The sequence below is a fragment of the Anaerolineales bacterium genome, from assembly GCA_015075725.1.
Lineage (GTDB): Bacteria > Chloroflexota > Anaerolineae > Anaerolineales > Villigracilaceae > Villigracilis.
Genome location: JABTTV010000001.1, coordinates 1,021,885 through 1,043,326, shown reverse-complemented (window position 1 = coordinate 1,043,326; position 21,442 = coordinate 1,021,885). Strand labels below are relative to the sequence as shown.

The window sequence follows — 21,442 nt, the reverse complement described above, 5'->3', positions numbered from 1 at the left end:
CAAGTTTCAGGTTGAAGGTTGAAAGTTATAGGTTTAGAACCTTCAACTTTCAACTTGTAACTTTCAACCGACTAAGAATTCGGAATATGCTGCGGCGCCATCACGAAGGCGTATTCATAGAAGAACAAGCCAATCAGTGTAGCGATCACAGCCACAGGCAACGCGGGAGCGAAGGCGATCATCAGCACGAGCGGAATGACGTGACCGAGTGCAATGCCGCCCCACCAGTAATGGTTACGGAATTTGCCGTGGGTCATCTCGCGGGAGGCAAGCATGGCAGTGTCTGTCGGGAAGGAGTTGAGTTTGCCCGCGAAGGTCAGCAGCAAGTTGATGGCGATGCTGGCAGGGAACAGAATAGTCAGCAAAGCGGTCAGGTCGGCGGGGAAGTCCACGAAGAGATTCAGGACAAAGAACACGCCGCTTGCCACCATGGCAGATTGCGAAAGCAATTGAAATGGAAGCAGATTGCTCTGCCACATGTCGCGCCCTTCGGCTTGACCGAGCAGGAAGGCGGTGTAAATCACCACACCCAACGCAAAGGGGAAGATGATCCACGCGGCGATGGTGCGGATGCCCGCGACAAACTCAGCAGGGAGAATATTCCAGAACGCGCCTGCTTCGAGCAGCCACCACAGTCCAGCCACGGCGGTGAATGTGACCATGATGTATGCGCCGCGTGCCACCCATGACTTCCACTGTGGGCGGAGCAAAATATTCAAGAAGCGTTTGGGCTGCGACAAGTCCTTGATGAGCAGGATGGTCGTGATGAGCATAAAGACCATCGCGGTGAAGCCTGTAGCAAGGAAGGTCCCGGAGTCGAATGCAAATATATTGAACATCGAGCCGAGACTCAAGAGCATGAAGAGTCCGCCCGCGATGTTTTTGGTGACGAGATACGAAGGCAATTCCCAATGCCAGTTGATCTTATGCTGAGCAGTGTAGGCAGTCTGCACCATGTGCTCGGCGACACGTCCGCCAAATTGGATGGGACCGTTGAGCGGCTCACCTTGAGTCTGCGGGGTGCGGATGGGTGTACCCGATTTGGATTTCAAGACAGGCAGGGCAATCGCGCCGCGCTCAAAAGCGGTGACGTTCTGCTCGGTGACTTTATCTGCCCACACATATGAGTCGTGAGTTTGAGTCGCAGAAGGATGCAGCGACCAATCATTGCCGTTGATGTAGAACAGTTTGGGACCCGTCCCCTGCTCAGGCTTGCGAACGCTCACTTGCGCAGTGGACAACTTTCGGCTTATTTCCGAAGCGGGGTCGTTCAAGTCCCCAGCGAGAATCGCATGTTCGGGGCAGACCACCACGCAGGCAGGTTCGAGTCCCACATCCAAACGATGGGCGCAGAAATGACACTTCGCCGCGGTGTTGGTTTCGGGGTCGAGATAGATCGAGTCGTAGGGGCAGGCTTGCATACAGGATTTGCAACCAATGCAGATGGACGGGTCGAATTCGACAATGCCATCGTCACGCTGATACATCGCAGTGACGGGACAGATGCGCACACACGGCGGGTTGGCGCAGTGGTTGCAGCGCGTCACCTGAAAGCGGCGGCGCACATCGGGGAAGGAGCCTGTCTCCACATACTTGACCCACGTGCGATACACACCCAACGGCACTTGATTCTCGGACTTGCACGCAGTGGAACAGGCGTGACAGCCGATGCATTTGGATTGGTCAATGAGAAAGCCGTAGTTTTGAGTCATTAAGTGAAAAACCTTTTAGCCACAGATAAACGCAGATGAACTGGATATGTTCGAAAAATGTTCATCAAACATCTGTGTCAATCTGTGTTCATCTGTGGTGAAGCATTAAGCGGCTTGCGGAGGAGTGACCGCATTCATAATCGCCGTTGTGAAATCGGTGGGCGTGACGCCAGGCGATTGGATGTTGAGGCGGTAATACGCTTCTTCGATTTTGGATTTGAGATTCTCTGGCGTGGCAGCCACACCGCGCAGGGATTGTTCGAGCGCGCCAACGGCGAAGACGGGCAGCAGGGTGAAATCGCCAGAGATGGTGACGTCGTCAATGCGACCTTCGCGCAAGCGGGCGATGATACGGATCAACCCGCCCTGAGCCTTGAATGCCGCTTCGACGATGTGTACATCCTGATGAATTTTCACACCCTGTTGTTTGAGTTGACCCTTCTGATACAGCCACTCGTCGGAAGTGAAGCGCGCGTCAATTTCCTGCGCCATGGCTTCTTCCTCGGCAGTCCATTCACCTTCGTAAATTTCCGCGCCGAGTGCTTCGGAGACTTTCTTCAGGTACAGGTCTTTGACCATCGCGCGGTCGGGTGTGGAGCCGAGTTGTTCGGTCATGGTGGTCATGTAGGCTTCGAGCGACTCGAAAATCTTGTCGCGCATTTTCTCGGAGGGGACTTTCAACACCTGCGACATGGTCTTCTTGTCAAAGGTATACATCAGGCTGCCGACGAGAATTTCCGCAATGCCCATCTGCGCCGCGCCTGTGCCGCCGATCTTCTTTCCGTTCACATGCACATCGTTTATGGGACGCAGGTTGGCAGGAATGCCGAGTTCCTGATACGTCGCTACGAGCGGGTCAATATAAAGCTTGAAGCGTTCTTCAAGCGTGGCGGGCAAATCTTCTTTATGGAAGATCCACTGCGTGAAGAGTTGACCGTTATCCAAAAACACCGCGCCGCCGCCGACCTCACGACGATAGACAGGCAGGTTATGTTTTTCGCAGTAATCCAAGTCCACTTCTTTTTGGATGTCTTGATGGTAGCCCACGCACACATACGGCGCATTCGGCGAGACCATGATGATGGTGTTGGGGGTATCTTTGGTCATTGCATACCCAACCGCGTGATAAACGGTCTGCGAACGGAGCGGGGATACGCCTTCCATGTAAAGTAAGCGGATTTTTTTGGACATTGGGGAGTCTCCTCTAAGTTGGTTTTCGTCATTGCGAGGGCGGTGTTCTTCCGCCCGAAGCAATCTCATAAAATGATTGGGGATTGCTTCGCCGCAAAGAGTAAGAGCGCGGCTCGCAATGACAGATTCGGTCTAATCAATACATCTCAAACAATTGACTTTCAATTCCTTGATTCTTTCCTTGTACTTTTCTGCCGCCGCTTCGCCCGTGACAAGGTGGCTGGATTCTGCTGCGAGATTCGTTGGCTTTACTTTGACCAGCCAGCCATCAGTGTACGGTTCTTTGTTGGCAAGCAAGATATTTTTTGCAAACGCTTCTTCGTTGGTTACCACGATCTCACACGAGAACGGCGCGGGGAACGGTCCCACCCACTTGGCGGATTCAATCGTCACCAGCGCCTTGCCTTGCGCCACCTTCTTGCCGACTTCCCGAAAACTGAGCGCCGCGAATTTTCCACAGCGAGTCTGCGCGACATCGGTCATGCCAAGCGTGGCGATCTCGCCATCAAAGCGGATCCATACATCGCGCTCGATGTCGTAGGTCAGGTCTTCGGGGATATCACAGGCGTAGAAGATCATGGGGGAAGATATTAGAGAATAGAGACTAGAGAATAGTCTCTTGATCTACTACTCTCTAGTCATCTAATTATCTACTCTCTATTCAAAATTTAAATTCTGTTCTTCCATAAACTTCTGATACGCCGCCACTGCCGCTTCACCAGTGAGCAGGGAAGCACTTTCTCCAGCCCAGTCATTCGGCTTCACCCGAACAAACCAGCCATCGCCATACGGGTCAGAGTTGATTAAAGAAGGCTTACCCTTCATCATCTCGTTGACTTCGACGATCTCACCAGTGACAGGCGATGTCACAGGTCCCACCCATTTGCCGCTTTCCAACGTCCCAGCGGACTTGCCCTTCTGCACGGTGCGTCCCGCTTCCTTTGGCGTGGCATTGACAATGCCCTTCGCCAAATTCTGCGCCACATCGGTGATCCCGATCTTCACTGTGCCATCGTCCATGGGCAATGCCCAGGCGTGTTTCTCCACCCAGTAGTAGAGATTTTCAGGAATGTTACATCCACGAACTGTTGCCATTTTTATTCTCCTTTGAATTCATCGTTGGTCGAGTAGCCGCGCTCTTGTTCTTTGCGGCGTATCGAGACCAACATGTGCCAAGAGTATTTTTGTTAGTGGTGGTCTCGATACTTCCCTCAAAAAGCATTCGGGACTACTCGACCACCGAGCCTAAACCATGTTCACCTTGCAGGTGATACAGAAGTAGATCGAAAACAACCAACCGAATCTCGTATTCATATTCTGACACAAAACTCGGGTCGCGGCGTGCTTTCTTGGTGACCTGTTCATAACTCGCGCCGCAGACAGGACAGGTGATTACATAAAACGTGTGCTTCGTAAATTCATCCACGCGCACACCCAGCGTATCGCCATGATTCTCCGCCAGATGGTTGTGGACTTCGGAACGCTTACCGCTAAAGTCGCAATAGGGACATTTGAACATTTAATCACCGTATCTCGTCATTGCGAGGGCGATAGCCCGAAGCAATCCCATGATTAAGTCTGAGATTGCTTCGTCGGGAAGAACACCCTCCTCGCAATGACGAAATAACTATTCGACTACGCAACTACTGGACTAACCTCTTCCACACCGACGGCTTCCGCCACCAACTGAATGATATCGCGGACTTCGATCTTGCCTTCGTTGCCTGTGGTCTTGACCGCGTCGGAGTACATGATCATGTCTTTGGGACAAGTGACGATGAAAAGTTGCGTCTTGGTATTCGCGCCTTCGCCGAAGGTGGTCAACGCTTCTTTGATTCTGTTCTCGGCAGGGCGTTCACCAGGCGCAACCTTGCCCATCCAAATTTGACCGCCGCCCGCGCCGCAGCAGAATGAGTTCTCGCAGTTGCGCGGCATTTCGACAAATTCCACACCGAGCAATTCAAGCAACTTGCGCGGAGCGGTGAATCCGCCGTTGTAGCGTCCGAGATAGCACGGGTCGTGGAATGTGACTTTGTAATTCGTCAACTTATTCTTGATGGTGAGTTTGCCTTCTTCGATCAACTTGAGCAATGTCACGGTGTAATGCTTGACTTCAAACGTCCCGCCGAATTGCGGATACTCGTTCTTGAGCGTGTTGAACGAGTGCGGGTCGGTGGTGACGATCTGCTTGAATTGTGCTTTGCCAAATGCCGCCATGTTCTGCTCAACGAGTTGCTCGAACAGACCTTCTTCCCCCACGCGGCGCACATCGTTCCCAGAGTTGGATTCGTTCTGGTACATAATGCCAAAGTCCAAGCCGCCTTGATTGAACAGCCGCGCCACCATCTTGGTATTCGGGATGACACGTTCATCGAATGAAGCGGTATCGCCGACAAACCAGAGATGTTCGACGGGTTCTTCGGTCGCGTTCTTGACGGGGAACTCCATCTCCTTCGCCCAGCGTCCGCGCAGACGTTTGCCTTTGCTCATCCAGTTGCCGTTGGTCGCGAGAGACTGCAACGCGTTCTGCACGCCGCTGTCAATTTCGTAGCCATCGATCAACATGCGGCGGCGGATGTCCACGATGTCCGCCATTGGTTCATTGCCGACAGGACACACACGGACACAGGCGTAACACGTTGTGCAAGACCAAACAGCCTCAGGGGAGATCACTGTCTCAGTAAGCGGAAGCAGCAACTTCTCGGGGTGAGAGCCGAAGGTCGCTTCCTTGAGAAGATAACGCTTGTTCACTTCCAATGCCGAAGGGGAGAGCGGTCGCTGGTAAAAATTCGCGGGGCAGACATCCTGACAGCGGTTGCATTGCACGCAGGCGTAGGCGTCCATCACGCGCGTCCAGGCGAGATCGTAAATGACCTTCGCGCCAGGGTCGAACTTTTGACCTTCGATCATCTTCAATGGAATCGCAGGGTCGAGTTGACCGCGCGGATTCTGTTTCGCCAAACCGAGATTGACGGGCGACATGAAAAAGTGCGTGTGCTTGCTGCGCGAAAGATACGGGATGATGAACATCACCCAGCCGAGACTGATCCACCACGCGACATGCACGCCCGTTTCTGATGCGCCGAAAATGGAATTGAGAAAACTTGCGATGGGCATGAACGGGTCAGCGCCTTCGGTGAGGCGGAAGGCTTGACTCATGAGACGCGCGCCAACGTGCATAATGACGAACACGCCAACGGTGAGAGAATCACGCGCCTGCCCGCCCGCCTTGACTTTCGGATTCAGCAAGACGTTATCACGAAAGGTTAACGCCTTGTCTTTGACGATGAAGCGGCGCACTAGGAACGTGGTGATGGCAATTAACAAAAATCCGCTCATCACATCGGCGATGAGGTTGAAGGCATTGATGAGTCCTGTCGGCGCGTTGGGTAAATTCTTGCCGCCATAAACCAACTCAAAGCCTGGGATAAGTCCTTCGAGCACATCCACAAGATTCACAATCGCATATGTGATGAGACCGAAGAAGAGTCCCATGTGAATGGCGCTGAGCACTTTGCGCGCTTTGAAAATTGTCTGCTGAAACAGAACCGCAATCGCGGCTTTGATCAGACTGCCAGTCACATCCTTCAACTCAGGCGCAGGGCGCCCCTTGCGAATCGAGTCGATGATGGTCTTGAACCCATGAAATGTAAACCCCGCCGCCGTAATTGCCAGCACAATGAAGATGATTTTTTCAATCGTAGTGAGCAACGTACCCTCCCGAAAAAAAATAGGAATTATGAATGATGAATTAGGAATTATGAAAACCACAATTCCTAATTCCTAATCACCTAATCCCTAATTATCTAAAGCAACTCCAACATCGCCTCAGCAACTTCAAACAGATCCGCCGTTGCACCGTAATGCGCCACGTTGAAGATCGGCGCTTTCTTATCGGTGTTGACCGCGATGATCAACTCGGCGCTCTTCATGCCTTCGAGATGTTCAGGCGCGCCAGAGATACCGAGCATGAGATACAACTTAGGCTTGACCTTGAGTCCCGACTTACCGACCTGCCTTGTGCGCGGCAACCAGCCCGCGTCCACCACAGGGCGAGAAGCAGAGACCGTCGCGCCGAGCGCCTTTGCCAATTCTTCGGCGAGTTCCACATTTTCTTTGCCGCCGATACCACGACCGATCGAAACCAACTTCGCCTGTGCCGTGATGTCCACATCGCCGCCAGCGGGTTTGATCGCTTCGACAAATTTCACTTTCAACGAACCCGCGTCAATCGGTGAAGCCATCGTCGTCGCAGCCGTCGAGCCCTGCCCCGCTTCCACAGGGAACGAACCCGCCAGACACGCCACGATCGCCATGTCGCCTTCGGGCGCAACTTCCGCCATCAACTTGCCGCCATAGACCTGGCTGCTGACCACAATGCCGCCGCCTTCGACGCGCACATCTTTCGCGTACGCCGCCAACGGCGCACCCGTCCGCGCAGAAAGCCACGCCGCCACATCCATGCCCGTCACCGTCCAGCCGAACATCACAACCTTCGGCGACTTCTCCTTGACCAACGCTTCGATCACTTTGCCATACGCTTCAGGATTGAAGTTCGACAGCGCTGCGTCATCCACATGGAACGTGGAATCAGACGCGAAACCATTGGATGAAACTCCGCCTCCGACTACGACCGCAACTGCCTGCCCTCCCAAAGCGGACGCCAACTCTTTAGCTTTTCCTACCATTTCAAACGACACATCAGAAAACTTGCCATCCATGTGCTCGGTGATTACGAATACATCATTACTCATTTGCGTGTCTCCTCAATTGACCATAGACCATTGACCACAGACCATAAAATCCATCGTCAATCGTCTGCTATGCCAATCCCTTGCTCTTCAACAATTCCACGATCTTCGCCGCCACTTCCTTCGACGAACCTTCGATCATCTCGGCATGACCCGTCACCACGGGCGGAGCCATCTTCTTGAACGCCAGCCCCGAAGAAGCGTCACCCGACGGGGCGACTTTTTCCACCGTGGCAGATTGCGCCATCTGTCGGACTTTGCTCACAGGCGCATAACGCGGCGGCTTGGGAGCAGCCTGCACACCCGCCACGAACGGCATGGACACGGAATACTTCGCGCCCGCGCCACCTGCAAATTCCTTGTTGACCGTGGCAGAGTCGCCATTGGCTTCGACAGAACTCACGCCACCGATGTAGGGCATATCCAAATGCGCCGCGATCATCGGGCCAATTTGTCCATCAAGATCGTTCGACGCCTGCACACCCGCGAAGACCATATTCGCGCCCATGCCCTTGATCGCTTCCGCCAGCCACTTTGCTTGCATGTGCGAATCCGCGGCGGGGTCGTCAGCGGTGATCTTGACCACTTTATCGGCACCCTTTGCCAGCGCGAGATGAAGCGCGTTATCCAACTCCCCGATCAAGTCCACGCCGACCACGGTCACCGTCCCACCGACGGCTTCCTTGATCAACACGGCTTGCTCGATGGAATGCTCGTCCCATTCATTGAGGACAAAATCCACCGAGTCGAAATCCACGTTATTGCCTTTGACGGGCACGTCATCGGCAATGCTGGGGATATGTTTGATGGCTACTACAATGTTCATGAAATCTCCTGTTTCAGATTTACTCGGTGGTCGAGTAGCCCCGAGTGCTCTTCGAGGGGCGTATCGAGACCACCAGTGATAGACATACTTTCAATTTCAGGTTTGCTCTTCAGTGTTGGTCTCGGTACGAACTTCGCTATCGCTCAGTTCTACTCGACCAACGGTTACTTCTTTATTCTTTTCAATTTTCTTCTTCGCCAGCGTTGGCAACAATTCAGGAGTTCCTTTTATCAATGCTTCGCGCTTTGCTCGACTCCAATTTTGAACTTGCTTTTCTCTATTGAAGGCGTCTGTCACTCTTTCGTATTCTTCACTGTACACAAGTTTTACAGGCAACCGTCTTGCTGTATATCTTGCGCCTTTACCTTCTTGATGTTGCTCTAACCGAAGTTTCAGATTTTTTGTTGAGCCTACATAGTAAGAATCATCCGCGCACTGAAGGATATACATCCATGCCATATAAACTCTTGTTTCATCCATACTCGGTGGTCGAGTAGCCGCGCTCTTACTCTTTGCGGCGTACCGAGACCACCTGTCATCAAAAGCACTTCCATCCACTGATGGTCTCGATACGGCGGCGGAGACAAGATGACTTGCACAGGCAAATTACTTCCCGCCGCCTACTCGACCATCGGGTTATTCACCACGCATAGACTTGTCTAAAAGTTCCAAAATATCCAACACATCCACGTGCTCATTGCCCGTGGACTTGACCGCGTCGGTGAAGCGTGAGACTTCGAAGGGGCAAGCCACTGCCAGCACGTTCGCGCCCGTGGATGCGGCTTCCATCGCGCGTTTTTCGGAGAGGCGCATGGTGGTGTGTTTGGCGGTGAATGAGTCCATCCACATGCCGCCGCCACCACCGCCGCAACAATAACCATTCTCGCGGTTGCGTCCCATCTCGACCAGTTCCACGCCAGGGATGGCTTCGAGCAGTTTGCGCGGCGCTTCGTACTCGCCGTTGTGACGCCCGAGATAGCAGGGATCATGATAGGTGATCTTCTTTTCTACAGAGTGCTTCAACATCGGCTTGAGTTGGTCAAGGTAACGCGCAAGGAAAGTGGTGTAGTGAACGACAGGGCGTTCAAAGCCATACTTCGGGTACACGTTCTTGAAGGCGTTCAATTCATGCGGACCTGTGACAACGAGTTCGTCCCATTCATATTTATTGAAGGTCTCGATGTTGTACTCGGTCATCATCTCGAACAGACCCTTCTCGCCAGCCAAACGCTGCGAGTCGGCGTCGTCTTTTTCTTCCTTGCCGAGAATGGCGAAGTCAATGCCGAGCGCGTTGAAGATTCGCGCCGCCGCTGCTGCCGCGTCGATGCCGCGCGGGTGGTAGGACGGATAGGAACCGACATACCAAAGCACACTCACTTTGCGACCGAGATCTTTGATGATCGGCACAGGCACGCCCGCGGACTGGATCCACGCGTCGCGTTTGCGTTGCGGTTGACCAAGCGGATTGCCCGATTTGGCAGTATTCTCGAACGCCTGCTGTAATTCAGGCGGGACAAACTTGCCATCAAGAATCGCCTGCTCGCGCGCGGCGGGCATGATCTTGACCATGTTCACTTCTTTGGGGCACACCCGCAGACAGTTGGCGCAGGTGGTGCAGAGCCATAATTCAGGCGCTTCGGTCAAGTCCATGCCTGTTTGGGCATAGCGATACAACTTGCGCGGACCGTAATTCCCGACCACATCCACAGGGCAGACGGCGACGCACTTGGCGCACTGATAACAATTCGCAAATGATTCCGCATTGGGGATGTCTGCAATTTTTTCGATCAGTTCAGGCGTGTATTCGGTAATGACCCGCTGTTCGAACATGCGGTTCCAGTGACCCGAAACATCAATTCCGTCCACAACGATATTTTCTTTTTCTATCGCTTTTGCTTTTTCAAACTTAGGTGCCATGAAGGATGGTCTCCTGTTTTGTGTTCAACTCGGTGGTCGAGTAGCCGCGTTCTTGTTGTTTGCGGCGTATCGAGACCACTTGGAGTTGAAAGTACTCTTGTAAAGTGATGGTCTCGATACGGTGACGACGAACACGTCACCTACTCGACCATCGGAATAACTATGAACCTGACTTCTTCAATCCAAGTAGCCGTCTCGCCATATTCGGCAGTGTGGGCAGCAAGCCATTGAACTCGCGGCTCAAACGCCAACTCGTTGTGCCATACAGATAGACACTGTACGCGCAAGCCAGAAAGGCACTATTTGCAAACGGAGCGCGCTTCTCGTTACTCGTCAACTCACTGACAAACAACCCCGTCCCTTCGCCGAACTTGACGCTCATCGCAGTCACCGCGCCGACTCGAGCATATCCATCCGCGAGATTTTCGGCGTTGAGGTTGTGGGTGCTGCCTGCCAACAATGGCAGAATGCCCGTGCCAACGGTGGGATCCCACAGCCAGCGAGTCCATAGCCAGTGTTGAGAGGGGAAGGTGTTGTGTAAAAGTCCAGTAGCGAGTTCGAGCGCGAGTCTTGTATCGAGCGCGTTGAACTTTTCAACGAAGGTCGCCACTCGCACAGAGACAGGCGCTTCACCATGAAGTAATTGGTCGAAGAGGGAGTAATCGCCTTGGGCGAAGTAGTTGGTGATGGTTCTGGCGTTCGCTTTGGTGTGCGCGACAGCGGAAGCGATGTCAGCGAAGGAAGATTTCAACGAAACTGAATCAACTTTCAGGTTAAGAAAGAGGCGGGCGTGACGTTCCGCCAATTCGTCTGCTATCGCGATCACATCCTCAGGCGCGACTTGTCCCAACGCCTCTTGCAAATTGCTTTGCAGTTCGGGGTCGTCGGGTCCTGTCTTTTGCTTGATGATGTGACTCTGTCTTTGTGGCAATGTCATATGTTATCTCGCTGGTCGAGTAGGCGGCGGGGTCTCGATACGCAAAGAACGCTACTCGACCGCCGCCGTATCGAGACCTACGCCATCACTTTGCGAGTCAGCGCAACAGCACGTGCTGCAGCAAGACCAGCACGCGAAATCGAATCGTCGAGATCAGCTGGACCCGCCGCAGCGCCCGCTACATAAACACCATCCACCGAAGTGGCAACAGGGTCAAGACCGCCTTCGCCGCCTGCCTCGATGAAGCCATATTTATTTTGTTGAACGCCAAGTATTTGCGCGATGGCGCGTGTGCCTGCGCTCGGCTCCATACCAACAGACAAGACAACCATATCCATGGTCACTTCCATCGAGCGGCTCATCGTGGTGTCTTCGCCGCGGATCAAAAGTTGATCGCCCTTCTTGAGGACTTCACTGATGACGCCCTTGATGTAATTCACTTTGTACTTCTCTTGCGCGGGCCAATAGATTTCATTTTCCCAATACCCATACATGCGCATGTCGATGTAGAAGATCATCACTTTGCTGTCGGGTAATTGTTGGCGCAACTCAATGGCTTGCTTGCTGGCGATGCCGCAGCAAACCTTCGAGCAATATTCGTTTCCAATCTGGCGGTCACGCGAGCCCACACATTGAATGAACGCGATCTTCTTTGGCGCCTGTCCATTCGATGGTCGCACGACGTTGTGTTCCTTCAACATCTTCTCAAGGTCGGTCAGCGTGACGACATCGGGGAACGAATAGTAGTTGTAATATTGCGTGGCGCGACCTGGATCGAAATGTTGGAAGCCCGTGGCGATGATGACTGCGCCCACATTGAGGGACTCGGCTTTGCCGCCCGCTTCGATCTGGACTTCAAAGTTGCCAGCGCTCCCAGACATTCCCTTCACTTCGGCTTGATACTTCACTTGCACATTGGCGTTGCTGGTGACAGCATTGGAGAGTTCCGCCATCGCTTCAGACGCGTCGCGCCAGTGATGGGTAAGTTTGGCGTAGTTCTCACGGTCGGGCGTGCCGCCAAGGCGTTCACGCTTTTCGATAAGAATGACTTCCCCGCCGAGTTCAGCCGCAGACCGAGCCGCTTCCAATCCCGCAGGTCCGCCGCCGATGACTAACACTTTGTTGGATGCCATTGATGTTCCTCCGAAAGTATTCAGTGATCGAAACCACCAGTTATTTCAAAATCAACCTGCCATAAGGCGAATGTACCCGCCCGCAGATTGAGTCTTCATCGTAACGTTTGCTCCTGGAATCATTTTCAACATCGAATCCAGAACCATCTTGCTGGGCGTTCCATACACATCGAATCCGACAATTTCCATGAGCGAGAATGCTTTTGCTCCAACATTGCCCAGATTTTGCATATGCTTCTCCATTGCTTCGATATCGGGGAAGATGTGAACGACACTCGCTTCTGTGCCATCTTCGCTGATGTATGCAATGTGAGCCGCGGTCTGAGGCTTGTTCGCCTTCATCCATTCTCCAACTTCCTGATAAACCTTTTTGTACTCTTCGGCTTTGCCCTGTTTGACCTTTTGGTGTGCAATGAAAATGATCGGCTCAGACATGTCGCTTCCTCTAAATCTCTGATTCCATCATTTGCTTCCTGAGTTGAGCGGCATGTTCCAAGCGGCTGTTCAGAAAGGTTTTGTCCGCATTTTCATCCATCCAGGGAATATCAATAATGGTGGTGAGTCTGGTTTGGTTTTCGTTGAGCGCTTCGAAGGTTGTTCTGCCATACATGACAGCGGGACCGTCGTAAATCTCCATTGCCATTACGCGGTTCGTTTCATACTCTATAACCTTCATTGTCCCTTCGACAACTTTTCCGCTGCGTTTGTTGCGTCTGTGGATGACTGTCCCAATAGCGAGCGGAGCGTCATCATCGAGCCAGAGTTCAATATCTGAATCCCAGCGCGGATGATTGCGGACATGCTCCACCGCGTAGAAGTGGAATACTTTGTCAATCGGGCGGTCTATCACTTGCGATGATTCGAATTGTAAAGCCATCGTTTTGTCCTTGGATTACGCATACACAACAGGTTTATCCGCATCTTCCCAAGTGATTCCAGACTTCTGCCCAGCGCGGATCAGTTCAAGGTCGTTCTGGAATTCGTCCCAGTATTTTTGCCAGTTGATTCCCAACTTATCTAGGAAGGGACGCCAGTCGGTCGAATGCCAGTGGAACTGCACCACGCGGAAGGGATGAGCGCCCATCGCCAGTGCCGCAACCTGCGCGTCTGAAAGAACGGGAATTCCCACATTGCGGTCATGGGCTTTGGCAGAGAATTGACTCTTATCGAGCGTGGTCACACAACCTGTATCATGAGTCACGGTCAGATCGGGATTGACTTCGTTCTTCATCACTTCGATCTTGCGCAGTGTGGAGAAGGAACGAGTGAAGTCGCGCTGAACCAACACATGGCGGAAGCCGAAACCGCAGCAGTCGAACCAGGTTGAATAGTCGGCAACGTCAATGCCGAGTGATTCGAGAGTCGCGGTCACGGTGGCTGTGCGTTGACCACCGTAGATTTCGGGGTCATAGATCGCGTCTTCCGCGACGATCTTGTAGTAATGGCAGGCAGGGTGAACCGTGGCGCGTATCATGCTCATGTCCACGGTTTGTTTTTCCGCGAACTTCTTGCGCATGACATGCACCCACTCGCTGTAGTGGACGAGTTCTTCGGGGATGACCAGCGGCTTGCCCATCTTGTCTAAGATGCGGCGAACTTCATCACGCAGTTCTTTGTGATGAACCAGTTGCTCGCGGATTTCCTTGTAATGTCCGTAAGATGTTCCGCAGTGGATGGTGGGGAAGTAACCCGTCTCATAGGCGGCAGCGAAATTGCGACTCATCACCGCAGCCTGCGCAGCCGCATTGGACGTTGCCGAAGCGTAGTAATTCCAACCCGTGCAGGAGGTTTGGTCGGTGGGGTCGAGATAATCCAAATTGAATTGACGGTGAAGCCAATAAATAGACGAAGTGTAGCCAGGAATATGCCCGCACTGACCGCAGGATTTGTGGTGCCAGGTGTGGTCGATGGGAATCTTCTTGGTGCGCCCATACTTTGTGGTCACTTCGACATGGTTCTCAGGTACACGCTGGACGACGATCTCGCCCTTCGCTTCAAGCTCGAACAACGCTTCGCGAATATCGTGCGTCGGCGCGACTTCTGCATCACGCGTCACTGCATGGGATTTACGTTCAAGGATTTCTTCTACAGTTGTGGTCATAGTTAACCTTCTTCCAATTCTTCCTGCATCACATCTGCCAATAAATCGAACAAACCTTCGTCAATTTCCTTGATGATGTCCATGTTGCCTGTTTCGAACCAGATGGTATAGAGTTCGAGCAGGGTCTTTCTATCTGTTTTCCACGCCGCATCGGTCACGCCGCGCAGGGTGTCCACAGGGATGGCTTTGCGCCAGACAGGCATGTTCTTCGAGAACTCTCCCACCCACGGACCCCAATCGGGGAAGAAATCGGGCTGGAGCATATCGGGCGAGACCTGGTTGCCCTTGAGCATGACCTTGTAGATCACGCGGCTGTAGCCTTGCAAAACGTCTTTCGTTTCCTGCAAGCCGTTCTTGACCGCCACTTCGCGCAGCAGAGTCACAAGTCCGCCAGGGTTGTTTCCACGCGGACAGCGTAAGCAAGAGAAGCATTGCGCGCAGTTCCAAATATCTTCCGAGATGATGTCATACACGCGCTCGATGTCTTCACGCGCCATCGCCTGCGCGATCACCCGCGGAGAGTAGTCATAGAAGCGCGCCGAAGGACAGGTCGAAACACAAATGCCGCACTCGTAACATCCATACAGGAAGTCTTCGTAGCGCGGATCATTTTTCACCTCAAGGAAGAGGCGCTCTTTTTCTTCGTATGAAACTTCAGGGTGGCGGTTATCCGACTTGCCGGGATTCCAGTTTTCTTGTGTGGTAGGCATAAGCCTCCTAAATTCGCTAACCGCGAAGCACGCTAAGAACGCGAAGAAAACCTTTAAATAATCTTTGCGCCCTTCGCGGTCTTAGCGGTTCAAAGTTCTTAGAAACCAATCACCGCATCCGCATCGCACGCCATGTCGTTGAACGCCGCGCCGCCGATCATCTCCACGCCTTCGATCATGTCGTCCATGGTGTAGCCGTGCAGGTCAAGCGATGGCTGGCAGACGAGAAAGCGCACACCGATCTCCTGCGCCTGTTCGATGAAGAACTTCAACTCCTTGCCGCCGCCGCCCTTACGAGGAATGATGATCTTCTCGCCGTTGCCCTTCGCCACGCACTGCGGTCCGTTCATGGTGAAGTAAATGCAGACTTCGTTATCCATCGCCGCGCCAGCCGTCGCCAGAAAGAACGGCGTCGCGGTCCGCTCAGGGTCTTTTTCCCCATGCGTCTGCACGTATAAAATCTTTTTTACATCCGGGTCGTTCGTCTTCCAAACGCTCATGCTGCCCTCTCCATATCAGGAACTAGAAACTTGCTATTGCTTCTTCAACGCTCGCAAAGGACTCGAGCTTTTGATTAAGACCGACAGTGTACATAACTGAAGTGATTTCCTCGGGGACGGATGCGAGTTTGACGGAACCGCCATTTTTTTCTGCGGCTTGCGAAGCTTTGATCGCAACGCGCAGCCCGGCCGATGACATAAACTCCACGCCTTTAAGGTTAACCACCAGTTTTGAAGTGCTGCCTGTGATTTTGGTCAGTTCCGCATCCAACGTAGGCGCAGATTCGGAGTCGATCCGTCCGCTCACCGTCACAACCGCCACATCGCCTTTCGTCTCGGTCTTGATGGTCAGTGTTTCCATTGTTTTCTCCATCGTTAGTTAATTTTCGGCGGTCAATAGTGACCGCCGAAACGCCAGGACATGGATTGGTCAAATGAACAATTGCACATCGGCATCCGCGGCATATTCGAGGAAAGTTGCCGCCCCGCCAATCTCACATTCCTTGATGAAATCCTCACGCTTGAAACCAAAGACATCCATCGTCATCTGACAGCCGATCATGCGGACATCCAATTCGACCGCCATATCACGCAACTCTTCAACGGAAGCGACGCCTTTGTTTTTGAAGGTCTGCTTCATGAGGGTTGTGGCCAGAGCTTCAAACCCCGGCACATTTGCCATCAGCAAATTCGGCATGGGCCAGGCGATGTTTTGGAAGCCTTCGGGGCCGAAGGGCATTTTCATCGGCATGGCTGGGTTGCCTAATGGGGAGACCGAGGCCGAGAGGTCCGGTTTGAGAAGCGTGAGACCGTAGAAGGTAAAGAAAACGCCCACCTCCCATCCCATCGCGCCTGCGGCGGTCGCGAGGATGAACGGTGGGTAAGCCCAGTCGAGTGTTCCCTTGCTTGCGATCAAGGCAAGCCGTTTCGGGGCATTCGGATCAGATTTTGACATATCAACCTCTTTTCCAAATTATGGAATGAATATTTATTTCTTCTTCAAATAGAAGATGAACTTGCCGTTCTCGGTCATCGAGCGCAGCAGTTCATTGCCGGTCTGGCGGCTCCATGCTTCCATGTCTGGGGGCGCGCCGGGGTCGGTCGCGATCATCTTGAGAATTTGCCCGGCTTGCATCTCTTTCATTGCCTTGGATGCTTTGACCACAGGCATGGGGCAGAGCATTCCGGAGCAATCCAACACCTGGTCTTCCTTGATCACATCTGTCATTCGAGCCTCCTTTGAACCTCTCTAATGATAATGAATTGGCCCGTCCCTTACCATCCCGCACGCAAGGGATTTTCCCTCCCCCGCACGGGGGAGAAAGTCAATTCGGATATAATAATTCTACGCCTAAACCTTCGAAAACAAGACCGAATATCCATGGTTGAACGTATAGAGTCCCTCTTCCGCGCGAATCGCGTTTTTATCATCCTGATAATTTACCGCTGGGCTTCTTTGATTCCAGCCCTGTTCGCCCTGAATGCGGCGGCACAATTCGTCATACCTCCCCTGGCATTGTTCGGGATCTCGCTTGGCGCGAATGCTTTTGTTTCCGTTTTCAACCGTCAATTGAACCGCCAGGTGGTGGAACGTCCCGTTCTGCTTGGCGTGGATATCATCTTCTCGGCATTAATGCTGGCATTGAGCGGCGGCGCAGGCAGTCCCTATTTTCTCTACGCGCTCAGCCCCCTGCTGGCAGGAGCGTTTTTCTTTCAGATGCGCGGGGCGCTGCTCGCCTCACTTTTCTATACGCCGTTTTATCTCCTTGTTGTCATGATCGGTCCCGCGGTTCGAGGGGATCCTGTGACTCTCGCCACGGCGCTTGCAGGCATCTGGCTTTTGCCGCTTCTCTTTTCCTATCCCTCAACCTTGCTGAAATCGGTGAATGAAACAGCGACCGAACTCTCTGCGGCTCACCGCCAGTTGGAGATCATTCACGACCTCACGGTCCTTTTGCAAGCCGCGCCCGATCTTCTCTCTGTGCAGGAGCGGGTGCTGGGCGCTGTGACAACCGAACTTGGATTTTCAAAAGCCGTTGTTGCGCTTGTTGACCCTGCGCGCGAAGAACTGGGCGGCTGGATGGTATACCCCCGCGAAGATTCCTTCCCGCAAACCAAGCCGCTTCCATTGAAATCCGGGAACGGCGAGGTGGTCAAAGCCTTGCTCAACCACAACACGTTCATATCGGACGGGCAGACCCTCATCGGGGATTCCAATCTCAATGGCTGGTTGATGCAAAACAAGTGGTTTATCACGCCGCTTTATTTGAGGGAACATCCCGTAGGCATTCTTCTCGTCGATGAAGCGGGATGGAGCCGCGAAAAGGAATCTACGCTGATGACGGTCGCGAATCAAGCCGCGCTCGCGCTTGGCACGACCATCCTGTGCATCGACCGCGCCCGACGCCTCGCCGTCGAAACCGAACGAAACCGCATCGCGCGCGACATCCACGACACAGTCGCGCAATCGCTCTTCGGCATTGTCTATTCTCTCGACGCCTGCATTACCATGCTCCCGCAAAAAGCGGACGATGTTCGCAGCGAACTGATCGAACTTCGTTCGCTTGCAAATAACGCCCACGATGAAGTACGCCGTTCGATCTTTGATCTGTGGCCCTCCGCGCTGACCATCGAACTCTTCATGGCGGACCTGACGAATTACGTCAGCAGTTGCTGCCGTCCGAAATCGTTCAGCATCGTCTTCAGCAACAACGGGGATTTCAATTCGCTTTCAGCGGGCATGCGTCGGACGATCTACCGTATGGCACAGGAGACGCTTGCAAATTCGGCGCGGCATTCCGGCGCGAATTCTGCGCGGCTGTGCCTAACAGTATCGGATCATGAGGTCTTTCTCGTCGTCACCGATGAAGGAAAAGGCTTCGACCCTGCCGTTGCATTGTCTCGGAGTCAGAACCGCGAACATTTTGGTTTGCATGGAATCCAGGAACGTGTTCATGCCCTGGGCGGTGAATTCGATATCGCATCACTACCCGGCGCAGGAGCGCGGGTCATGATCACTCTGCCGATCAACGGGCATCATCATGGTTGATTCAATCCGTATCCTGATCGTTGACGACCATGCCGTCGTCCGCAAGGGATTGGCGATGGTCCTTCGCCTGGAACCGGGTTTGGAGGTGATAGAGGAGGCGGAGAACGGGCGGGAGGGGCTGGATGCGGCGCAGAAATTAAAGCCGGATATCGTCCTCGTGGACCTGATCATGCCGGAGATGGACGGGCAGGAGATGGCGCTCTCGCTGCGCAGATCGAATCCCGAAATCAAGATCATGATGTTAACCGGCACTGAAGTGGACGACCGTGTGTACGATTTGCTTGCAGCGGGAATCGAAGGCTATGCGTTGAAGAACATCGAACCGGCGGAGCTGATGCGCGGAATCCATGCCGTGGTGCATGGGGAAACCTACCTGCATCCCGATGTGATGAAAAAGGTATTGGAGCGCATGAAGCCCCAGCCCGCCCCGGCTGTCTCGTTGACACAACGCGAGATGGAAGTCCTTGAATGGATGGCGACACCGAATACTTATAAGCAGATCGCCTCCCAGCTTGGCGTGGGAGAGGAGACCATCCGCACACACGCCAAAAACATTCTCGAGAAAATGCATCAACCCAACCGCGCGCAAGCCGTCCTCGCGGCGATGAAAAATAAATTGATCAAAATGAGCGGGTGAGCCGTTTGAATCTTATGGGGGAAAAGTTCACTGTCCCAACTTGAAAAGCCTGAAACCGACCAAAAAATACCAAACCATCGTAAGCAGCGAGGCGAGGATGATCGTCATCCCGCTTATGGAGTTTGAGAAGAACGAACTTGCCACTGACACGATCGCACAGACTCCTGTGGCGATGCCTGTATAGGCTGTGGCTTTATTGAATACCCCGTTTTGCATCACAAGGCCGGTCAGGAGAATCCCAACCGCGAGGGTGAAAGAGTTATAGATAAAGATCAGGTTTGAGTCGGCCACCGATGATGGGGCCATTGCCGCCGTTACGATAACCGCTCTATCCGCTTCGTTCGCGGCTGTCGCATATTGTTCGCCCAGGGTAATGAGCGAGCCAATGTTCGTCCAGGTAAGCGCCAGATCCAACACAACAAACAATCCGACAAAGGCGGTGGCGATCAGCATCGCATTTCTTCCGAACTTTTTCAGCGCGAGGTAAAGCGAAAGGGAAATGGGCACAAGCAGGAAGTCCGTCAGCACGGAGAGACCAAGGATGCCCCACCATGACGAACTAAATTCAGCTGTTTGAGAAAGCCATGCCTCCGCTCCGGTGGGTTTGCCCCCGAGTGGTAGATAAAGTGCCATGATCGAAACATAAGCGATTCCGAAAATAATCGCGGCAATGCCGCCTGCGCGATGCACCCATGTTTCTTCCGGCGAATTCGTATTATCCATTTCTTCTCCTTGACTGGTCGATGCGGGAATATACGTCGAACAGAATTTATCGTCTCAAAGCGAATCCCCGAAACCTGCCTGGCTCCGGAGGTTCGTCAATTTTCTTTTTTCTCTTCCTGTTTTTCCTTCCTTGACCTCAACCAGCCATTCAAGCTGTATTTCACGACCCTCTCATTGCCTTCGAACAATTTCCTGATGTTCGGCCTCAGCGCCCAAATGAGCAAAATCTCGGCTCCGACGCCGTACAACACGTCTGCCCAAGGCATCAGACCCTGCGAAGCGCGGATGGCGAAGGCGATGGTCGCAAACAACGCCACCGCCATGGTCGTGATCGAAGCGATGCCGATGGTGAAAAACGTCAACATGCCCAAGGGTAGGATGATGAGGATCGAACCGGGCCATAAACCCATTGCGCCGCCCACAGAAGGCGCTCCACCCGCCCCGCCGCGCAGACGGATCAGCTTCCCGTTCTCGTCGCGTTCGGGCAAAAAGATCGAATGGTTATGCCCAACGATGGCCGCCAGCGGGGCAAGGACATGCACAAGATGATGGTCTGGCGTGATCCATTGCGCCAGCCATACACCGACAGCCCCTTTTAAAATATCGAGCATTGCCGTTGCAAATCCCGCCCAGAACCCGGCAGCGCGCATCGCGTTTGTACCGCCCGTCCGCCCGCTTTCCACCTGGCGAATATCCTTCCCGGTTTTAAGTTTGACCACCACCAAACCGAAGGGAATCGAACCGATGACATACGCCAACGCGATTGCCGCAAGGTCAAAAACGATTTGCATTAAAACTCCTCCACGGGCTGGGTTTTCGTTGAAAGCAAAGATAAAAACACATAATCCTATCCTTGGTTGCTTACTTCCAATGGAACTTCCCGATGCCCTTCATCTTCGATCCAAAAGGCGCGGGCGCGCCATTCCCCATGCATTCTGGAAAGGACGACATGCACAACCGAATAGGCGGAGTCTGCAATGTCGGTGGGTGAGACAGTCTCGGGTCCGGTGGGATGCGAATGAAAGATGCCGAGGAGTTCCAACCCCTGCGATTCGATCCACTCGAATGCCTTGAGCTGTTCAATGGGGTCCATCACGTATCGCACCGGACTTTGCGCCCGATTCGTCACTTCGATCAAGGATTCGACCCTTGAGCCGCGTCCAGCCAACAACCCGCACGCCTCGAGCGGCAGTTGAGAGTCGACATGTGCGATCATCTTATTCAGCTGTTCGTTTGTTATGGTGAGGGATTGCAT

At 53.3% G+C, this 21,442-nt stretch carries 25 protein-coding genes; 2 read left to right on the top strand and 23 right to left on the bottom strand.

Going from position 1 to position 21,442, the window contains the following annotated elements; genetic code table 11:
* Positions 1-71 precede the first annotated feature (71 nt).
* The 20 genes from nrfD to HS100_04950 form a co-directional block, all read right to left on the bottom strand.
* Positions 72-1,712 carry a polysulfide reductase NrfD gene (gene nrfD, locus HS100_05045; GenBank protein MBE7433260.1) on the bottom strand — a complete coding sequence of 547 codons (1,641 nt, stop codon included), beginning with the start codon at positions 1,710-1,712 and terminating at the stop codon, positions 72-74.
* Positions 1,713-1,817: 105 nt separating this feature from the next.
* Positions 1,818-2,903: a lipoate--protein ligase family protein gene (locus HS100_05040; GenBank protein MBE7433259.1), complete on the bottom strand. Its 1,086-nt coding sequence runs from the start codon at positions 2,901-2,903 to the stop codon at positions 1,818-1,820.
* Positions 2,904-3,035: 132 nt separating this feature from the next.
* Positions 3,036-3,482 carry a glycine cleavage system protein H gene (locus HS100_05035; protein MBE7433258.1) on the bottom strand — a complete coding sequence of 149 codons (447 nt, stop codon included), beginning with the start codon at positions 3,480-3,482 and terminating at the stop codon, positions 3,036-3,038.
* 78 nt (positions 3,483-3,560) lie between these two features.
* Complete coding sequence (gcvH, locus tag HS100_05030) at positions 3,561-3,998, bottom strand: glycine cleavage system protein GcvH (protein MBE7433257.1); 438 nt, start codon at positions 3,996-3,998, stop codon at positions 3,561-3,563.
* 133 nt (positions 3,999-4,131) lie between these two features.
* Positions 4,132-4,422 carry a hypothetical protein gene (locus tag HS100_05025; protein ID MBE7433256.1) on the bottom strand — a complete coding sequence of 97 codons (291 nt, stop codon included), beginning with the start codon at positions 4,420-4,422 and terminating at the stop codon, positions 4,132-4,134.
* A gap of 116 nt (positions 4,423-4,538) precedes the next feature.
* Positions 4,539-6,614 (bottom strand): 4Fe-4S dicluster domain-containing protein, encoded by a 2,076-nt coding sequence (locus tag HS100_05020; protein ID MBE7433255.1) that lies wholly within the window; start codon positions 6,612-6,614, stop codon positions 4,539-4,541.
* A 95-nt stretch (positions 6,615-6,709) separates the two neighbouring features.
* Complete coding sequence (locus tag HS100_05015; GenBank protein ID MBE7433254.1) at positions 6,710-7,657, bottom strand: electron transfer flavoprotein subunit alpha/FixB family protein; 948 nt, start codon at positions 7,655-7,657, stop codon at positions 6,710-6,712.
* 67 nt (positions 7,658-7,724) lie between these two features.
* Positions 7,725-8,480 (bottom strand): electron transfer flavoprotein subunit beta/FixA family protein, encoded by a 756-nt coding sequence (locus HS100_05010; GenBank protein MBE7433253.1) that lies wholly within the window; start codon positions 8,478-8,480, stop codon positions 7,725-7,727.
* 96 nt (positions 8,481-8,576) lie between these two features.
* Entirely contained in the window at positions 8,577-8,939 is a 363-nt protein-coding gene (locus HS100_05005; GenBank protein ID MBE7433252.1) for a GIY-YIG nuclease family protein, read from the bottom strand.
* A gap of 177 nt (positions 8,940-9,116) precedes the next feature.
* Entirely contained in the window at positions 9,117-10,397 is a 1,281-nt protein-coding gene (locus HS100_05000) for a (Fe-S)-binding protein (GenBank protein ID MBE7433251.1), read from the bottom strand.
* A gap of 160 nt (positions 10,398-10,557) precedes the next feature.
* On the bottom strand, positions 10,558-11,334 hold the full coding sequence (locus HS100_04995) for a hypothetical protein (protein MBE7433250.1): 777 nt from the start codon (positions 11,332-11,334) through the stop codon (positions 10,558-10,560).
* 77 nt (positions 11,335-11,411) lie between these two features.
* Positions 11,412-12,467, bottom strand: coding sequence for a CoB--CoM heterodisulfide reductase iron-sulfur subunit A family protein (locus HS100_04990; GenBank protein MBE7433249.1), 1,056 nt, complete (start codon positions 12,465-12,467; stop codon positions 11,412-11,414).
* A 51-nt stretch (positions 12,468-12,518) separates the two neighbouring features.
* A complete protein-coding gene (locus HS100_04985) occupies positions 12,519-12,902 on the bottom strand; it encodes a hypothetical protein (GenBank protein MBE7433248.1) in 384 nt (127 codons plus the stop codon).
* A 10-nt stretch (positions 12,903-12,912) separates the two neighbouring features.
* A complete protein-coding gene (locus tag HS100_04980; protein ID MBE7433247.1) occupies positions 12,913-13,344 on the bottom strand; it encodes an SRPBCC family protein in 432 nt (143 codons plus the stop codon).
* Positions 13,345-13,359: 15 nt separating this feature from the next.
* Positions 13,360-14,568: a heterodisulfide reductase subunit B gene (locus tag HS100_04975; protein ID MBE7433246.1), complete on the bottom strand. Its 1,209-nt coding sequence runs from the start codon at positions 14,566-14,568 to the stop codon at positions 13,360-13,362.
* Positions 14,569-14,570: 2 nt separating this feature from the next.
* A complete protein-coding gene (locus HS100_04970; protein ID MBE7433245.1) occupies positions 14,571-15,278 on the bottom strand; it encodes a 4Fe-4S dicluster domain-containing protein in 708 nt (235 codons plus the stop codon).
* A 98-nt stretch (positions 15,279-15,376) separates the two neighbouring features.
* Complete coding sequence (locus tag HS100_04965; GenBank protein ID MBE7433244.1) at positions 15,377-15,778, bottom strand: DsrE family protein; 402 nt, start codon at positions 15,776-15,778, stop codon at positions 15,377-15,379.
* Positions 15,779-15,800: 22 nt separating this feature from the next.
* Complete coding sequence (locus tag HS100_04960) at positions 15,801-16,139, bottom strand: STAS domain-containing protein (GenBank protein ID MBE7433243.1); 339 nt, start codon at positions 16,137-16,139, stop codon at positions 15,801-15,803.
* Between the two features lie 69 nt (positions 16,140-16,208).
* Positions 16,209-16,733: a DsrE/DsrF/DrsH-like family protein gene (locus HS100_04955; protein ID MBE7433242.1), complete on the bottom strand. Its 525-nt coding sequence runs from the start codon at positions 16,731-16,733 to the stop codon at positions 16,209-16,211.
* 33 nt (positions 16,734-16,766) lie between these two features.
* Positions 16,767-16,997 carry a sulfurtransferase TusA family protein gene (locus HS100_04950; protein ID MBE7433241.1) on the bottom strand — a complete coding sequence of 77 codons (231 nt, stop codon included), beginning with the start codon at positions 16,995-16,997 and terminating at the stop codon, positions 16,767-16,769.
* Between the two features lie 162 nt (positions 16,998-17,159).
* Here HS100_04950 and HS100_04945 point away from each other — a divergent pair, with 162 nt between their 5' ends.
* Positions 17,160-18,827 carry a sensor histidine kinase gene (locus tag HS100_04945; protein ID MBE7433240.1) on the top strand — a complete coding sequence of 556 codons (1,668 nt, stop codon included), beginning with the start codon at positions 17,160-17,162 and terminating at the stop codon, positions 18,825-18,827.
* Positions 18,820-19,464, top strand: a complete 645-nt coding sequence (locus tag HS100_04940; protein MBE7433239.1) for a response regulator transcription factor — start codon at positions 18,820-18,822, stop codon at positions 19,462-19,464. The genes HS100_04945 and HS100_04940 overlap by 8 nt, the downstream gene beginning before the upstream one ends.
* A 27-nt stretch (positions 19,465-19,491) precedes the next feature.
* Here the strand turns inward: HS100_04940 and HS100_04935 are convergent, their stop codons facing one another.
* The 3 genes from HS100_04935 to HS100_04925 form a co-directional block, all read right to left on the bottom strand.
* Positions 19,492-20,187: a hypothetical protein gene (locus HS100_04935; GenBank protein ID MBE7433238.1), complete on the bottom strand. Its 696-nt coding sequence runs from the start codon at positions 20,185-20,187 to the stop codon at positions 19,492-19,494.
* A 95-nt stretch (positions 20,188-20,282) separates the two neighbouring features.
* Positions 20,283-20,978, bottom strand: a complete 696-nt coding sequence (locus HS100_04930; protein ID MBE7433237.1) for a glycerol-3-phosphate acyltransferase — start codon at positions 20,976-20,978, stop codon at positions 20,283-20,285.
* 56 nt (positions 20,979-21,034) lie between these two features.
* Entirely contained in the window at positions 21,035-21,442 is a 408-nt protein-coding gene (locus tag HS100_04925) for a M67 family metallopeptidase (protein MBE7433236.1), read from the bottom strand.

Excerpts from the sequence above, each read along its gene's own strand:
- HS100_04930 (MBE7433237.1), bottom strand. The coding sequence starts at position 20,978 with ATGCAAATCGTTTTTGACCTTGCGGCAATCGCGTTGGCGTATGTCATC.
- HS100_04970 (MBE7433245.1), bottom strand. The coding sequence starts at position 15,278 with ATGCCTACCACACAAGAAAACTGGAATCCCGGCAAGTCGGATAACCGC.
- nrfD (MBE7433260.1), bottom strand. The coding sequence starts at position 1,712 with ATGACTCAAAACTACGGCTTTCTCATTGACCAATCCAAATGCATCGGC.
- HS100_04975 (MBE7433246.1), bottom strand. The coding sequence starts at position 14,568 with ATGACCACAACTGTAGAAGAAATCCTTGAACGTAAATCCCATGCAGTG.
- HS100_04935 (MBE7433238.1), bottom strand. The coding sequence starts at position 20,187 with ATGGATAATACGAATTCGCCGGAAGAAACATGGGTGCATCGCGCAGGC.
- HS100_05025 (MBE7433256.1), bottom strand. The coding sequence starts at position 4,422 with ATGTTCAAATGTCCCTATTGCGACTTTAGCGGTAAGCGTTCCGAAGTC.
- HS100_05035 (MBE7433258.1), bottom strand. The coding sequence starts at position 3,482 with ATGATCTTCTACGCCTGTGATATCCCCGAAGACCTGACCTACGACATC.
- HS100_05010 (MBE7433253.1), bottom strand. The coding sequence starts at position 8,480 with ATGAACATTGTAGTAGCCATCAAACATATCCCCAGCATTGCCGATGAC.
- HS100_05000 (MBE7433251.1), bottom strand. The coding sequence starts at position 10,397 with ATGGCACCTAAGTTTGAAAAAGCAAAAGCGATAGAAAAAGAAAATATC.
- HS100_04965 (MBE7433244.1), bottom strand. The coding sequence starts at position 15,778 with ATGAGCGTTTGGAAGACGAACGACCCGGATGTAAAAAAGATTTTATAC.
- HS100_04985 (MBE7433248.1), bottom strand. The coding sequence starts at position 12,902 with ATGTCTGAGCCGATCATTTTCATTGCACACCAAAAGGTCAAACAGGGC.
- HS100_05005 (MBE7433252.1), bottom strand. The coding sequence starts at position 8,939 with ATGGCATGGATGTATATCCTTCAGTGCGCGGATGATTCTTACTATGTA.
- HS100_04955 (MBE7433242.1), bottom strand. The coding sequence starts at position 16,733 with ATGTCAAAATCTGATCCGAATGCCCCGAAACGGCTTGCCTTGATCGCA.
- HS100_04945 (MBE7433240.1), top strand. The coding sequence starts at position 17,160 with ATGGTTGAACGTATAGAGTCCCTCTTCCGCGCGAATCGCGTTTTTATC.
- HS100_04980 (MBE7433247.1), bottom strand. The coding sequence starts at position 13,344 with ATGGCTTTACAATTCGAATCATCGCAAGTGATAGACCGCCCGATTGAC.
- HS100_04990 (MBE7433249.1), bottom strand. The coding sequence starts at position 12,467 with ATGGCATCCAACAAAGTGTTAGTCATCGGCGGCGGACCTGCGGGATTG.
- HS100_05040 (MBE7433259.1), bottom strand. The coding sequence starts at position 2,903 with ATGTCCAAAAAAATCCGCTTACTTTACATGGAAGGCGTATCCCCGCTC.
- HS100_04960 (MBE7433243.1), bottom strand. The coding sequence starts at position 16,139 with ATGGAAACACTGACCATCAAGACCGAGACGAAAGGCGATGTGGCGGTT.
- HS100_04925 (MBE7433236.1), bottom strand. The coding sequence starts at position 21,442 with ATGCAATCCCTCACCATAACAAACGAACAGCTGAATAAGATGATCGCA.
- HS100_04995 (MBE7433250.1), bottom strand. The coding sequence starts at position 11,334 with ATGACATTGCCACAAAGACAGAGTCACATCATCAAGCAAAAGACAGGA.
- HS100_04940 (MBE7433239.1), top strand. The coding sequence starts at position 18,820 with ATGGTTGATTCAATCCGTATCCTGATCGTTGACGACCATGCCGTCGTC.
- gcvH (MBE7433257.1), bottom strand. The coding sequence starts at position 3,998 with ATGGCAACAGTTCGTGGATGTAACATTCCTGAAAATCTCTACTACTGG.
- HS100_05015 (MBE7433254.1), bottom strand. The coding sequence starts at position 7,657 with ATGAGTAATGATGTATTCGTAATCACCGAGCACATGGATGGCAAGTTT.